The 15,072-nt window shown below is 73.0% G+C and carries 12 protein-coding genes; 9 read left to right on the top strand and 3 right to left on the bottom strand.

Annotated features, from left to right (window positions below; genetic code table 11):
• Positions 1-98 precede the first annotated feature (98 nt).
• The gene (locus G3I77_RS18635) at positions 99-449 is read left to right on the top strand and encodes a helix-turn-helix domain-containing protein (protein WP_248505191.1); all 351 of its coding nucleotides are present in this window, start codon (positions 99-101) and stop codon (positions 447-449) included.
• Positions 450-647: 198 nt separating this feature from the next.
• Here G3I77_RS18635 and G3I77_RS18630 read toward each other — a convergent pair whose 3' ends face one another.
• The gene (locus G3I77_RS18630) at positions 648-1,904 is read right to left on the bottom strand and encodes a D-arabinono-1,4-lactone oxidase (RefSeq protein ID WP_248505189.1); all 1,257 of its coding nucleotides are present in this window, start codon (positions 1,902-1,904) and stop codon (positions 648-650) included.
• Positions 1,905-2,083: 179 nt separating this feature from the next.
• Here G3I77_RS18630 and G3I77_RS18625 point away from each other — a divergent pair, with 179 nt between their 5' ends.
• The 6 genes from G3I77_RS18625 (at position 2,084) to G3I77_RS18600 (ending at position 9,575) form a co-directional block, all read left to right on the top strand.
• Entirely contained in the window at positions 2,084-3,091 is a 1,008-nt protein-coding gene (locus tag G3I77_RS18625; RefSeq protein WP_248505187.1) for a hydroxyacid dehydrogenase, read from the top strand.
• Positions 3,092-3,216: 125 nt separating this feature from the next.
• Positions 3,217-4,536, top strand: coding sequence for a radical SAM protein (locus G3I77_RS18620; RefSeq protein ID WP_248505185.1), 1,320 nt, complete (start codon positions 3,217-3,219; stop codon positions 4,534-4,536).
• Positions 4,537-4,772: 236 nt separating this feature from the next.
• Complete coding sequence (locus tag G3I77_RS18615; RefSeq protein WP_248505184.1) at positions 4,773-6,263, top strand: cellulose-binding domain-containing protein; 1,491 nt, start codon at positions 4,773-4,775, stop codon at positions 6,261-6,263.
• 209 nt (positions 6,264-6,472) lie between these two features.
• Entirely contained in the window at positions 6,473-7,579 is a 1,107-nt protein-coding gene (gene rsgA, locus G3I77_RS18610; protein WP_248505182.1) for a ribosome small subunit-dependent GTPase A, read from the top strand.
• A gap of 89 nt (positions 7,580-7,668) precedes the next feature.
• Positions 7,669-9,081 carry a DNA-3-methyladenine glycosylase 2 family protein gene (locus G3I77_RS18605; protein ID WP_248505179.1) on the top strand — a complete coding sequence of 471 codons (1,413 nt, stop codon included), beginning with the start codon at positions 7,669-7,671 and terminating at the stop codon, positions 9,079-9,081.
• Positions 9,081-9,575 carry a methylated-DNA--[protein]-cysteine S-methyltransferase gene (locus G3I77_RS18600; RefSeq protein ID WP_248505177.1) on the top strand — a complete coding sequence of 165 codons (495 nt, stop codon included), beginning with the start codon at positions 9,081-9,083 and terminating at the stop codon, positions 9,573-9,575. Before G3I77_RS18605 ends, G3I77_RS18600 begins: the two co-directional genes overlap by 1 nt.
• 4 nt (positions 9,576-9,579) lie before the next feature.
• On the opposite strand, the gene G3I77_RS18595 is transcribed toward G3I77_RS18600, so the two are convergent.
• Positions 9,580-10,062, bottom strand: a complete 483-nt coding sequence (locus G3I77_RS18595; protein WP_248505171.1) for a DUF456 domain-containing protein — start codon at positions 10,060-10,062, stop codon at positions 9,580-9,582.
• Positions 10,063-10,273: 211 nt separating this feature from the next.
• Between G3I77_RS18595 and G3I77_RS18590 the strand changes: the two genes are divergently transcribed.
• Together G3I77_RS18590 and G3I77_RS18585 are read left to right on the top strand one after the other, a co-directional pair.
• Positions 10,274-11,881, top strand: a complete 1,608-nt coding sequence (locus tag G3I77_RS18590; protein WP_248505169.1) for a protein phosphatase 2C domain-containing protein — start codon at positions 10,274-10,276, stop codon at positions 11,879-11,881.
• A gap of 66 nt (positions 11,882-11,947) precedes the next feature.
• Positions 11,948-13,690, top strand: coding sequence for a pyruvate dehydrogenase (locus G3I77_RS18585; protein ID WP_248505167.1), 1,743 nt, complete (start codon positions 11,948-11,950; stop codon positions 13,688-13,690).
• A gap of 10 nt (positions 13,691-13,700) precedes the next feature.
• Here G3I77_RS18585 and G3I77_RS18580 read toward each other — a convergent pair whose 3' ends face one another.
• Positions 13,701-15,008: a helix-turn-helix domain-containing protein gene (locus G3I77_RS18580; RefSeq protein ID WP_248505165.1), complete on the bottom strand. Its 1,308-nt coding sequence runs from the start codon at positions 15,006-15,008 to the stop codon at positions 13,701-13,703.
• Between the last annotated feature and the right edge of the window lie 64 nt (positions 15,009-15,072).

Here is a 15,072-nt window from a genome sequence, read left to right as displayed (position 1 = left end):
CTTCCAGCGTTGCCCCTCTACCCCACGCACGTCAATCGATACATGAAACGAAGTACGTGTTTTTGAGTGCGTGAATGTTCGGTCGCTAGAGTTGGAGCATGGATGGAGTGCCCGAGCCACACACCGGATGGACGTTCCTCACCAACCACGCCCGCGTGCTGGCCACCATTGCCGACAATCACCATGCCCGCATTCGCGACATAGCGGCCCACTGCCGGCTCACCGAACGAGCCGTGCAGAAGATCATCGCCGACCTGGAGCAGGACGGATACCTCTCCCACACGAGGGAGGGGCGCACCAACACGTACCGGATCGACCCCGGCAAGGTGCTGCGCCACCCGGCCGAGGCGGGCCTGACCGTGGCGTCTTTGATGTCCCTCCTCGTCAAGGATGAGGCCGACCGCGCCACAATCGCCGCCACCCGCACCCGCCCACACGCCGCGACGTGACCCCGGGCCGTCCCCACACCCCGGCTTGACCGGCGGGTCCGCACGCCGCGGTCTGCTTGGTGGGCCGTCCGCTCGCCCTGGCCTGCCCGGCGGGCCGCCCACACGGACCGGCCTGACCACCGCGCCGCCCGCACGCCGCCACCCCACCGCCGCGCCATCCGCACCCGGCCGGTCGGCCCGGCCCGGCCCCGGTGTCGTCTACGCCTGCGTGAGCACATCCCTCACGAAGGCGTTGGCGAACTTCCCCCGCGGGTCAAGTTCCCGCGTCAGCGCCCGGAAGTCGCCGAGTCGCGGATACAGCTCGCGCAGGGCGGGCGCGGGGAGGGTGAAGACCTTCCCCCAGTGCGGCCGGGCGCCGAAGGGGGCCAGGGCCGCCTCGACGCGCCGTACCACCGGCAGTACCGCCTCTGTGTCCTCGACCCAGGTGAAGTGCGCCGCGACGGTGTCCCGCCCGTGGGTGGGGCTCAGCCACTGGTCGTCGCCGGCGACCGTGCGCACCTCGCAGGTCTGCAGGACGGGGGCGACGCTCTCCCGGATCGCGTCGAGCGCGTGCAGCATCTCCACGGCGTGCCCGCGCGGCAGCAGGTACTCCGACTGCAGCTCCGCCCCGCTGCTCGGGACGAACTCCGCCCGGAAGTGCGGCAGCCGCTGGTGCCACGGCCCCGGCACACCGAACTGCTCGGTGCAGTTGACCGCGGGCATGCCCGGCACCGGGTGCATCTTCTCCGTGGCGGGAGCGGCCCAGGGGAAGGTGGGCAGCGGCTGGTCGGTGCGCCGCTTGAGCCACACCTGCCGGAAGCCCGGCTCCCGCCAGTCGGTGAACAGGCTGACGCTGTACCCCGTCGCCATCACCGTCTCGAACGCCCCCGAGTCCAGGCCCTCCAGCGGCAGTTCGGTGAACACGTGCTGCTCGACCTCGTAGGCCGGCTCCAGATCCAGCGTGAGCGCGGTGACGACGCCGAGCGCGCCGAGTGAGGTGACGGCCCCGCCGAACCGCTCCTCGTCCCGGCCTATGGCCACCACCGAGCCGTCGGCCGTGACCAGCTCCACCTCGCGCACGGACGTGGAGAGCGGGCCGTTGAGCACCCCCGAGCCATGGGTGCCGGTCGCGACCGACCCGGCCACCGAGATGTGCGGCAGGGACGCCATGTTGTGCAGTGCGAGTCCCTGCCCGTGCACCTGACGAGCCAGTTCCGCATACCGCACGCCGCCGCCGACCCGGACCGTCCGGGCCACCGTGTCGACGTCCACCTCCGGGGGCAGCTCGGCCAGCGACAGCAGCACGCCCTCGGGGCCCGGTTCGGCGATCGCGTTGAACGAGTGCCCGCTGCCCAGGACCCGCACCCGGTCGCCGTCCGCGACGAGTGCGCGCAGCGCGGCGAGCGTGCCGGGCCGGTGCAGTTCCTTGGCCGCGTAGGTGATGTTGCCCGCCCAGTTGGTCACGGTGCCGTTCATCGCGTCGTCCTTCCCCGAGGCAGCGGGGGCCGGGAAGCCCCCGCCGGAACCTACCCCGGCCCCGGTGTCCATTGCCGCCACCGCCCGGCGCGGCCTACCGTAGAGCCTGTAGAGAGCGGTTTCTATCCGTGGTGCGGGAGCCGTTCCAGCAGCGTCCCCCGAGCCGGAAGGTCACCTCCTTGAGCCAGCGTCCCCAGGCACTGTTCGCCATGGCCGCCGAGAACGTGCCGCAGGTCTTCCCGCCCGAAGTGCTGGCGCGGCTGCGGAAGTCCGTGGACATCGATCCGGGCCTCGTGGCCCAGGACTTCGCCGACCCGCGCGTCCTCGGCGCGCTGGCCCGGGCCGAGATCCTGGTGACCGGCTGGGGGTGCCCCCGGCTCGACGAGACGGTCCTCGACGCCGCTCCCCGGCTGCGCGCCGTGCTGCACTCGGCGGGCTCGGTGAAGTCCTTCGCCACCCCCGCCGTCCGGGAGCGCGGCATCGCCGTCTCCTCGGCGGCCGTCGCCAACGCGCTGCCGGTCGCCGAGTACACCCTCGCCATGATCCTGCTCGCCGGGAAGGACGTCCTCGCCGCCCGCGACCGGATGCGCACGGCCCGCACCTCCGCCGGGTGGGGCGTCATCCCCGGCATCGGCAACCACGGCCGCCGGGTCGGCGTCATCGGCGCCTCCCGTATCGGCCGCCGCGTCCTCGAACTGCTCCGCCCCTTCGATCTGCGGCCGGTCCTCACCGACCCGTACGTCGACGAACGGCAGGCCGCCGCGCTCGGCGTCCCCCTGCTGCCGTTGGACGAGCTGCTGCGCACGTCGGACATCGTCACCGTCCACGCCCCCGAGACGCCCGAGACCCGCCACATGATCGGCCGCCGCGAGCTGGCCCTGATGCCCGACGGGGCGGTGCTGATCAACACCGCGCGCGGCACCCTGGTCGACCACGACGCCCTCGTGGCGGAACTGCGCGCCGGGCGCCTGACCGCGATCCTCGACGTCACCGACCCGGAGCCGCTCCCCTCCGACTCGCCCCTCTACGACCTGCCCGGCGCGTTCGTCACCCCGCACCTGGCGGGATCCCAGGGCAACGAGCTGGCCCGGCTCGGCCTGACGGTCGCCGAGGAGGCCGAACGGCTGCTGGCCGGGGAGAAGCCGGCGTACCCGGTCGACTGGGCGGCGCTGGAACGCGAAGCCTGACAGTCACCCCAGGCAAAACGCAGCGAACGGGACATTTCCGCGGCTCGGGGGGACCCGGTACCGGTCACGCACACCCATGGGCATACCGTGAGGAGTCGTACGTCCGAACCGGGAGGAGAATCGGGATGGGCAGCCGTACCGCGCTGGTCGAGGATCTGATGGAGCGGTTCCCGCACGTGCCGCGGGAGGCCGTCTTCAAGGAGGACCTGCTCCGCGGCGGCGTCGCCTTCGACCCGTCCGCGCTCAGCGACAACGAGGGCGGCGAGGTCAAGCCGAAGTCGTACTTCATCTTCTCCTTCGACCACGGCACCCTGCCCGAGCTGGGCGAGGCCGCGCTGCGCCGGCCGCCCGAGGAGATCATCCTCACCGGCGGCCCCTACGACCTGCGCCGCACCGTCGTCTCGGTGCGTGTGAACCCGTCCTCGCCGTACCGCGTCGCCGCGAACGACGACGGCGTGCTCGGTCTCTACCTCGACGGCAAGCGGATCTCCGACGTCGGTGTGCCGCCGATGCCCGAGTACTACCGGCACACCCTCGCCAGCGGGAAGTCGGTGATGGAGGTCGCCCCGACCATCCAGTGGGGCTACCTGATCTATCTGACCGTCTTCCGGGTCTGCCAGTACTTCGGCGCCAAGGAGGAGTGCCAGTACTGCGACATCAACCACAACTGGCGCCAGCACAAGGCCGCCGGCCGGCCCTACACGGGCGTGAAGGACGTCGAGGAGGTGCTGGAGGCGCTCGAGATCATCGACCGCTACGACACCGCCAAGGCCTCCACCGCCTACACCCTCACCGGCGGCGCCATCACCAAGACGGTCGCCGGCCGCGACGAGGCCGACTTCTACGGCCACTACGCCAAGGCCATCGAGGAGCGTTTCCCCGGCCGCTGGATCGGCAAGGTCGTCGCCCAGGCGCTGCCGCGCGACGACGTCCAGCGCTTCAAGGACTACGGCGTGCAGATCTACCACCCCAACTACGAGGTGTGGGACCGCCGCCTGTTCGAGCTGTACTGCCCGGGCAAGGAGCGCTACGTCGGCCGCGACGAGTGGCACAAGCGCATCCTCGACTCGGCCGAGATCTTCGGCGCGCGCAACGTCATCCCCAACTTCGTGGCGGGTGTGGAGATGGCCGAGCCGTTCGGCTTCACCACGGTCGACGAGGCCATCGACTCCACCACCGAGGGCCTGCGCTTCTTCATGTCGCACGGCATCACGCCCCGCTTCACCACCTGGTGCCCGGAGCCCACGACGCCGCTCGGCAAGGCCAACCCGCAGGGCGCGCCGCTGGAGTACCACATCCGCCTGCTCCAGGCCTACCGGCAGACCATGGAGGACTTCGGCCTCTCCTCGCCTCCCGGCTACGGTCCGCCCGGCGCGGGCAACGCGGTCTTCTCGGTCAGCTCCTTCATGGACAGCCTTCCGGCCGACGAACCCACCGCTGTTTGATAACACTTCGATGACGTCGCCCTTCGGGACGGCACGACGTTGAGTCGCAGGGCGGCCGCACCCGTATGACACTCCGAGGCCGGAGCCATGGGGGTGCGGCCGTCCTGTCGTGATATCTGAACAGGGCGCTTGTCAGTTGTGTGAGAGGCGTGAAAAGCTCTTGCATTGCCGCGAGGTTTCCCCCAACTCCAATGCCGATGTGGTGAGTTGACCTCGCTTGTGGATGCAGGAGACTCATGCCCGACCTGCCGACCCCTCAGGACGCCACCGAGGCCGCGCTGTTCTCCGAGTGCTGGGACGCGGTCCTCGCGTACGCGGACCTGTGCACGTCCGGGTCCACGGCCGCCGCACAGCTCGGCCGCGAGGCGTTCGCGCACGGCATACGCGAGGCCCGGGCCGCCGACGCAGGCCCGGTCCGCGGCACCGGCCGCCGCCCGGCCCGCCTGCCCCGCATACCCCTGCTGCTGACCTCCGTACGCACCACGGCCGCGGCCTGGGAGGAGGAGGGGCAGGGCCACAAACTCGACCCCGACCTGCGCCTGTGGCTCAACTCGGACAAGGCCGCCCGCTACACCGGCCCGCCCCTGCAGCGCCCGCTCGCGCTGCGCGGCCTGCGCGATCTGCAGCAGCCGGACGCCGAACTGCTGTGGTTCGCCGAGGTGGAGGCGCTGCCGCTGCCCCTGGTCGCCCGCCGTCTGGGCCTCGACCCGGCCGGGGCCGCCGAGGAACTCCAGCAGGTGCGCACCCTGTTCCGGGACCGCTGCCACCGCAACCATCTCGACACGCCGATGGACGCCCAGTGCCGCAGCTACGCCCGGCTGCTGGACGCCGTCACCCGCTCCTCCGCCGCCGAGACCCCCGGCGACCTCTCCCGGCATCTCGCCACCTGCGTGCAGTGCGCCGAGGCCGCCGCCTGCCTGCGCCTGCACGGCGGCGCCCTGCCCGGGGCGCTGGCCGGCGGGGTGATCGGCTGGGGTGGCCTCGCCTACCTGGAGCGCCGCCGCCGCGCCGCCGAGGTGCGGCTCGGAGCCGGCCGCCCCGGCTCCGGCGACAAGGCGGCCGGAGAGCCGGACGAGGGGGAGCAGAAGGCGCGCGTCGCCCGCAACGGCCTCCTCGTCGCCGCCGTCCTGGTCTCCGTGCTGGCCCTCGGCGTCTCACTGATGCCCTTCGGCGGCACCGACGACGACCTCGGCGCATCCGGCGCCGACCGCCAGCCGGTGGCCGACCCCGCTCCGCCCCTGCCGTCCGCCCCGTCCCTGCCGCCCGCGACCTCGAAGCCGTCCGGCCGCACCACCCAGGGCACGAAGCAGCCGGAGAAGCCCGGCAAGCCGGAGGACAAGAACCGCCACACCGAACCGCAGGGCACCTCCTCGCCCACCGAACGGACCGAACCCGGCAAGAGCGAGGACCCCGTCTGCCGGGTCGAGTACGACCTGGTCAACCAGTGGCCCGACGGCTTCCAGGCCACCGTCACCGTCACCAGCACCGAGTCCCTCGACTCCTGGCGCGTCGCCTGGTCCTTCCGGGACGGCCAGCGGGTCGGCCAGATGTGGGACGGCTCCGTCTCCCAGGACGGCTCCCGCGTCACCGCCACGGCCGCCGACTACAACAAGTCGGTCCCCGCGGGCGGCGACCTGGCCTTCGGCTTCCTCGCCTCCTGGCGCGGCAAGAACTCCCCGCCGCACGACTTCGAGCTGAACGGTCACGCCTGCGCGAAAAGCGGTTGACGCGCCTGTGTCGTGACGGGATAGCGTGACGTCGGTTCCGCGCACAGGGCGGTTCCGTGCAGGGAAGAGCAGAGCGACGAGGAGGTGTCGACCGATGGCTGTCATTGCGATGAGCGCTGCCCGCATCCAGTTCGTCACGTCCACCTCCATGGCCGTCGGCTGATCCGACCGACTGTCGGGCCGGGGGCCGACCTTGGGAAGGGTCACCCTTGTCTTCCTCCTCTGCTTCATCCGTTTTCTCCGCGCTCGCTCCCTACGGCTGGGACGAAGCCTGGGCCGAGGCGTTCGCCCCGTACGAGGCCGAAGGGCTGCTGCCCGGCCGGGTCGTGCGGGTCGACCGCGGGCAGTGCGACGTCGTCACCGCCGGCGGGCTGCTGCGGGCCGACACCGCGTTCGTCACCCCGCACGACCCCCTGCGCGTGGTCTGCACCGGCGACTGGGTCGCCGTCGAACCCGGCGGGAACCCGCGCTACGTCCGCACCTGCCTGCCGCGCCGTACCGCCTTCGTCCGCTCCACCTCCTCCCAGCGGTCCGAGGGGCAGATCCTCGCGGCCAACGTCGACCACGCCGTCGTCGCCGTGTCCCTCGCGGTCGAGCTGGACCTCGGCCGCATCGAGCGCTTCCTCGCGCTCTCCTGGGAGTCCGGGGCCCAGCCCGTCGTCGTCCTCACCAAGGCCGACCTCGTGCCGGACGCCGTGACCCTCGGGCACCTCGTCCAGGACGTGGAGACGAGCGCGCCGGGCGTGCCGGTCGTGCCCGTCAGCTCCGTGGACGGGGACGGGCTCGACGTGCTCGCCGCGATCGTCGGCGGGGGGACGTCCGTGCTGCTCGGGCAGTCCGGCGCGGGCAAGTCGACCCTCGCCAACGCGCTGCTCGGCGAGGACGTCATGGCCGTCCGGAGCACCCGGGACGTCGACGGCAAGGGCCGCCACACCACGACCACCCGCAACCTGCTCGCGCTGCCCGGCGGGGGCGTCCTGATCGACACCCCCGGGCTGCGGGGCGTCGGCCTGTGGGACGCCGAGACCGGCGTCGCGCAGGTGTTCTCCGAGATCGAGGAGCTGGCCGAGCGGTGCCGCTTCCACGACTGCGCCCACGAGGCGGAGCCGGGGTGTGCCGTGCTGGACGCCATCGAGACCGGTGAGCTGCCGGTGCGGCGGCTGGAGAGCTACCGCAAGCTGCTGCGGGAGAACCAGCGCATCGTCGCGAAGACCGACGCCCGCCTCCGGGCCGAGATCCGCAAGGACTGGAAGCGGAAGGGGGCGATCGGCAGGGCCGCGATGGAAGCGAAGCGGGGAACGCACTGGCGTTCGTAACCGCTCCGCGTCCCGCCGCCCGCTCTCCACGCGATCGCGGTGTCCGATTTCCGCCAGCGGTCGCCCGGCCGGCGGCGGAGACTGGACCTGTGAGGGACCAGGGAACGCACGAAGACACCAGGTACGAGGCCGTACGCAGCCGCGACGCCCGTTTCGACGGCGTGTTCTTCTTCGCCGTCGAGACGACCGGCATCTACTGCCGGCCGAGCTGCCCCGCGGTCACCCCGAAGCGGGCCAACGTACGGTTCTTCGCCACGGCCGCCGCCGCGCAGGGCTCGGGCTTCCGGGCCTGCCGGCGGTGTCGCCCGGACGCCGTGCCCGGCTCCGCCGAGTGGAACGTCCGCGCGGACGTGGTGGGCCGGGCCGTGCGGCTGATCGCCGACGGCGTGGTCGACCGTGAGGGCGTCGCCGGGCTCGCCGGCCGCCTCGGCTACAGCGCACGGCAGGTGCAGCGGCAGCTCACCGCCGAGCTCGGCGCCGGGCCGGTCGCCCTCGCCCGGGCCCAGCGGGCCCACACCGCGCGCGTCCTGGTGCAGACGACCGAGCTGCCGATCACCGAGATCGCGTTCGCGTCGGGCTTCGCCAGCGTGCGGCAGTTCAACGACACGATCCGGGCGGTGTACGCGTCCACCCCGAGCCGGCTGCGCGCCGCCGCGCCGGGACACGGCCGGGGCCGCCGCACGGCCACCCCGAACGCCGGCATCCCCCTCCGGCTCGCCCACCGCGGCCCCTACCGGGCCGGACCCGTCTTCGACCTGCTGGAACACGAGGCCGTACCCGGCATCGAGGAGATGAGCGGCCCGCCCGGCGCCCGCACCTACCGGCGCACCCTGCGCCTCCCCTACGGCACCGGCATCGTCGCCGTCGACGAACGCCCGGGCACCGCCCGGACCGGGCTCGGCGCCTACCCGGGCGGCTGGCTCGAGGCCCGGCTGCACCTGACCGACCCGCGCGACCTGACGACCGCCGTCCAGCGGCTGCGGCGGCTGTTCGACCTCGACGCCGATCCCTACGCCGTCGACGAGCGTCTCGCGGCCGACCCGCGGCTCGCACCCCTGGTCGCCGCCCGGCCCGGGCTGCGCTCTCCGGGCACCGCCGACCCGGAGGAACTCGCGGTGCGCGCCCTGACCGGCCGCACGGAGGCGGAACGGCTCGTACGCCGCTACGGCAAGGCCCTCGACGCCCCCTGCGGGAGCCTCACCCACCTCTTCCCCGAGCCGGCCGTCCTCGCCGGGGCCGAGCCCGGCGGCACCCTCGGCGCGCTCACCGCCGCCCTCGCCGACCACGCCGTACGCCTGGACCCGGGCGCCGACCGGGACGACGCGCAGGACGCCCTGCGTGCCGTGCCCGGACTGGACGCCCGTACGGTGGCCGAGATCCGCACCCGCGCCCTCGGCGACCCGGACGTGGCCCCGCCCGGCCTCGACGTCCCCGACCACTGGCGCCCCTGGCGCTCGTACGCTGTGAACCACCTGCGCGCAGCAGGGGAGTGGGAGTTGTGATGACCTGCCCGACCTACTGGACGAGTGTGACCGGCCCCCTCGGGCCGCTGCTCCTCACGGCCGCCCCGACCGGCGAGCTGACCTCCCTGTCCGTGCCCGGACAGAAGGGCGGACGCGAGGTGCGGGACGACTGGCGGCGCGACCCCGGGCCCTTCCGGGAGGCCGAGGAGCAGCTCGCCGCCTACTTCGCGGGGGAACTGAAGGAGTTCCGCCTGACCTGGCGCACCGAGGGCACCGCTTTCCGCGAGAAGGTCTGGGCCGCGCTGGACGACATCCCCTACGGCTCGACCGCGACCTACGGCGAGATCGCCGCGCGCATCGGAGCGCCCCGGGCGGCCGTGCGGGCCGTCGGCGGTGCGATCGGGGCCAATCCTTTGCTGGTGGTCCGCCCGTGCCACCGGGTGATCGGCGCGGACGGCGCACTGACCGGCTACGCGGGGGGCCTGGACCGCAAGGTACGGCTGCTGACGCACGAGGGTGTGCTGCCCGCCTGAGGGCTCAGCCCCAGAAGACCGCGCCCAGCCAGGCCGCCGCGATCAGCTGGCAGGTGAACAGTTCGGCCAGGATGCTGGAGCCGCCCGCGCGCATGACCGTGCGCAGGGCGGCGACCGCGTCGGCGTGACGGCCGAGGCGGAGCCGTTCGAAGAGGTAGACACCGGCCAGAAATCCGGGGATCGCGCCGAGTACGGGGATCAGGACGAAGCCGAGGACGGAACCGGCTCCGGCGCAGGCCAGCATGCGGAGGGTGGTGCCGTTCATCCGCAGCCGCCGGGGCGGGAGCGCCCAGCGGACGGCCTGGGAGACGAGCAGCAGGACCGTGGCGCCGACCAGCACCCACCAGGCGACGGGCTGCGGATCCTTCAGCGCCCACCACAGGACAGCGGCCCACACCAGCCACGATCCCGGCATGGCGGGCAGCAGCACTCCGCACAGTCCGAGCAGGATGACCAGCCCGACCAGCAGGAGGTCCCACACTCCCATCTGACCAGACTGCCGGAAGGCACGAGAACGCGCAGGTCAGAAGCGTGGCTGGGGCCCAGACCCGCAGGTCAGCCACGCGCGGCCCACTGGGCGCCCGATTTCGCATGACCGTTCTACGAGTCACTCGACGTGCCGTTCACCGTCCCGTGGCAGGCCGGTTTTTTCCACAAGCCCCGTTTTCATCCGGCTCGTGCGGTGGACAATTACGGGCATGAGCCAGCAGGGGGGAAGGCCCACCGGTCACGAGGACGACTGGTGGAGGGAGTTGTACGACGACTCCACCGACGACACGGGCCCCGCACCGGCACGGGATTCCCTGGACGACCGGTTCGCGTCGGCGTCCGGGGCGGTGGGAGACGGGGCGGAGGGACGGACCGGCTCCTCGGACCGGCCGGTGGCGCGGCCACTCGGCGCGGAGCCGGTGGTTCCGGCGCCTCGGACCGGGGCCGACGACGTGCTGGACACGCTCCGCCCGAACGGCCGGGCCCCGCAGCGCGCGCCCTGGGAGCCGCCACCGGCCCGGCCCACCGGGCCCATGAGCTTCCCGACCGCGGCGAAACCACCGGGTCGCGCCGAGCCGGCACCCGCCACCGACCCCGGCGACGCCGCGCACCCCGCCTCGGCCGGCCGGCCGCCCGTGCCGCCGCGCCCTGCCGCCTCGCCGCCGCCGTCCTCGACCCCGACCGACCGGCCGCCACGCCCCGGCGCCCCACCGCATGCCCAGTCGAACCCGGCTGATCAGGCGCCCGTGCCGCCGCTCCCCGCCGACCCGCCGTCCGCGGCCCCACGCCCCGCCACGGACCCCCCACCCGAGGAAACCGGGTCCCGGATCGAGCGGCCCGCGCCCACTCCCCGGTCCCGTGGCCACGTAGGCACCCGGCCGCCCACCTACGACGCCGAACCCACCGCTCTCCCGGCGGCCGATCCGGATGATCTCGACGACCTCGTGGCGGACACCGTGCTGGACGGGGCCCGGTACGGGGCCTGCACGCTGCGGGCCGTCTCCGTGCGGGGGGACTCCGCGCGGTACCGGGGGGAGCCCCGCAGGGATTCGCTGCTCACCGCCCGGTTCGGCGCGGGGGAGCACGCGCTGCTGCTGGTGGCGATGGCGACCGGGGCCCGGGCCACGCCGGGCGCGCACCGGGCCGCCGCCGAGGCCTGTCGCTGGATCGGACGGGCCGTCGGGCGCAGCCATGCACGGCTGGTCGAGGACATCAGGGACGGCCGGCGTGGCGACCTGAAGTCCGGACTGCACCGGCTCACCGACCGCAGCCTCGGCAAGCTCCGGGCCAGCGCCTCCGAGCAGGGCGTCGACCCGGAGGAGTACGCGGCCAGCCTGCGCTGCCTGCTGCTGTCCGCCGACCCCGAGTGCCGTACGCGGGTGTTCTTCGGGGTCGGACCGGGCGGACTGTTCCGGTTGCGGGAGGGGGAATGGCAGGACATCGAGCCGCAGGTCGCCGAGACCAGGGGCGAACCCGTCGTGGGCTTCGGCTCGCCGCCCGCCGAGACCCCCGAGGGCGACCGGCTCACCATGGACCTGGGCATCCCGACCCCGCCCAGCCCGTACGAACCGGCCCCGGAGCCGCCCCGGGAGCCCTTCCGCTTCCGCACCTCCGTCGCCCGCCCGGGTGACACGCTCCTGATGTGCAGCGGCGGCCTCGCCGACCCTCTGCGCGGCGAGCCCGAACTGGGCGAGTACCTCGCCGAGCGGTGGTCCCGGCCCGAACCGCCCGGCCTCGCCGCGTTCCTCGCCGACGCCCAGGTACGGGTCAAGGGCTACGCGGACGACCGTACGGCCGCCGCGGTGTGGGAGGCGTGAGCGCGACCGGTGTGACTTGATGGAACCCGGAGGGATCCCAGGAGACCGAAGGGGCAGACGAGAGCCATGGCCAAACAGAACGTCGCGGAACAGTTCGTCGACATCCTGACCCGCGCCGGGGTCAAACGCCTCTACGGAGTCGTCGGCGACAGCCTCAACCCCGTCGTCGACGCCGTCCGCCGCAACTCCGCCATCGACTGGATCCACGTCCGGCACGAGGAGACCGCCGCCTTCGCCGCCAGCGCGGAGGCGCAGATCACCGGCGGGCTCGCCGCCTGCGCCGGCTCCTGCGGCCCCGGCAACCTCCACCTCATCAACGGCCTCTACGACGCCCACCGTTCCATGGCCCCGGTCCTCGCCCTCGCCTCGCACATCCCGTCCAGCGAGATCGGCCTCGGCTTCTTCCAGGAGACCCACCCCGACCGGCTGTTCACCGAGTGCAGCCACTACAGCGAGATGATCTCCAACCCGCAGCAGATGCCGCGACTGCTCCAGACCGCCATCCAGAACGCCGTCGGCCGCAGCGGCGTCAGCGTCGTCACCCTGCCCGGCGACGTCGCCGACCTGCCCGCCCCGGAGAAGGCCGCCGAGACCGCCCTCGTGACCTCCCGGCCCACGGTCCGCCCCGGTGACGCCGAGATCGACCGGCTGGTCGAGCTGATCGACGACGCCGGCAAGGTCACGCTCTTCTGCGGCAGCGGCACGGCCGGCGCCCACACCGAGGTCATGGAGTTCGCCGGGAAGATCAAGTCCCCGGTCGGGCACGCCCTGCGCGGCAAGGAATGGATCCAGTACGACAACCCCTTCGACGTCGGCATGAGCGGACTGCTCGGGTACGGCGCCGCCTACGAGGCCACCCACGAGTGCGACCTGCTGATCCTGCTCGGCACCGACTTCCCCTACAACGCATTCCTCCCCGACGACGTGAAGATCGCCCAGGTCGACGTCCGGCCCGAACACCTCGGCCGCCGCTCGAAGCTGGACCTCGCGGTGTGGGGCGACGTACGGGAGACGCTGCGCTGCCTGATCCCGCGGGTGAAGGAGAAGAAGAACCGGCGCTTCCTCGACCGGATGCTGAAGAAGCACGCCGACGCGCTGGAGGGGGTGGTGAAGGCCTACACCCGCAAGGTCGAGAAGCACACGCCGATCCACCCCGAGTACGTGGCGTCCGTGCTCGACGACATCGCCGCCGACGACGCCGTGTTCACCGTCGACACCGGCATGTGCAACGTCTGGGCCGCCCGCTACATCTCACCCAACGGCCGCCGCCGCGTCATCGGCTCCTTCTCCCACGGCTCGATGGCGAACGCGCTGCCCATGGCGATCGGCGCACAGTTCACCGACCGGGGGCGGCAGGTCGTGTCGATGTCCGGCGACGGCGGCTTCTCCATGCTGATGGGCGACTTCCTGACGCTGGTGCAGTACGACCTGCCCGTGAAGGTCGTCCTGTTCAACAACTCCTCCCTCGGCATGGTCGAGTTGGAGATGCTGGTCGCCGGCCTCCCGTCGTACGGCACCGCGAACAAGAACCCCGACTTCGCCGCCGTCGCCCGCGCCTGCGGTGCGTACGGCGTGCGCGTCGAGAAACCCAAGGACCTCCCCGGGGCCCTGAAGGACGCCTTCAAGCACAAGGGACCGGCCCTCGTCGACATCGTCACCGACCCCAACGCGCTGTCCATCCCGCCCAAGATCAAGGCCGAGATGGTGACCGGATTCGCCCTGTCCGCCTCGAAGATGGTGCTGGACGGCGGGGTCGGCCGGATGCTGCAGATGGCCCGCTCCAACCTGCGCAACGTGCCCCGGTTCTAAGGGTGGTGCTCTAGCTGTAGGGCACCCACTGACGTGCGGAGGTGTCGTAGGTGTAGCGCGGCAGGCCCTTGATGCCGCTGGTCCGGAACGGGCGGCCGGCGTCGTCGATCCGGACCGTGCCCGTGCGGCCCTGGGAGGACCAGTCGAGCTCCAGGTACCAGCGGCAGTCGCATCCCTGGGTCCTGGCGTTGACCAGCAGCACCTCGGGGTCGCGCGCGGAGACCCGGTAGGGCATGCGCACCGCCGGGATCGGCGTACCCGCGTCGCTCCCGGCCACCGCGCGGGCGATGGGGCGGTCCTTGTCCAGGTTCACGTCGAAGGAGCGCGGGGTGATCGAACCGCCGCAGCCCTGGTCCATGGCATAGGCGTTGCCCGGCGCGGGTGCCGAGCGCCCCACCACGCGCACGCGCAGGGCCTCCAGCACGACGGCCGTGTCGGTCCGCCCCTGCACGGACAGTCGCACGAGTGTCTCGCCTCCGTGCACCGCGTTCTGCGACGCGGCCCAGACCCCGGCGTCCTGGGGGACCGGCGGCGGTGGGACCTGCTCGGGCGGCGCGGCGACGACGTAGTCGTGACCGCAGCCCAGCTTCCACGCCTGGGAGTCGGCGGACCAGGTGAGAGGTGGGGCGGAGGCGGTACCGCCGGTGGGCGGGGTGGTGCGGGCGGAGGATGACGGGGAGGGCTCCAGTCGCTTCGGGGTGGCGGAGGGTGAGGACCGCCGCGGAGCGGGGGTGGCGCCGCTCGAGGTGGGGGAGGGGCTCTTCCCGTCCGGGGCTTCCGTCTTCGCCGTACCGGACGGCGCCGCAGCGGCAGTGCCGGGCCGGTCGCCGGCTGACGCACGCCGCCCGTCCGGCAGCGCGGCGAGACTCCCGAGCGCCGCGAACACCGCGCAGGCGGCGGCCAGTCCGACCGTGAGGCGTCTGCGGCGGTACCAGGGGCGGCCGGGGAGCGGGTCCGCTTCCGCAGGGATGTCGACAGGGCCGTCCACCGTGGCGGTGTCCGCGTCCGTGTCCGTATTCGTGTCCGCCGTACCGGCAGCGCTCGCCGGCCGGGGACGCTGCCGGGCCGCCACCGCGAGGAGCCAGCGGCGGTGCAGCTCCAGACGTTCCTCCGCTGACGCCCCGCACAGGGCGGCGAAGCGTTCCACGGGTGCGAAGTCGAGCGGGACCGCCTCGCCCGCGCAGTAGCGGTGCAGGGTCGAGGTGTTCATGGCCAGGCGCCGGGCCAGCGAACCGTAACTGCGGTCCGTGCGCTCCTTCAGCGTCCTCAGCAGCGCCGCGAACTCCCCGACGTCGTCGACGTCGTCCTGTACCGACACCGTTCCCCCGTCCTCATCGCTCGGCCCGGCCCGGAACGGCATCCCAGGCACCCCATGTACCTGC

The sequence above is a fragment of the Streptomyces sp. D2-8 genome (assembly GCF_023184515.1).
GTDB lineage: Bacteria > Actinomycetota > Actinomycetes > Streptomycetales > Streptomycetaceae > Streptomyces.
This window is presented reverse-complemented; position numbering and strand designations above follow the sequence as displayed.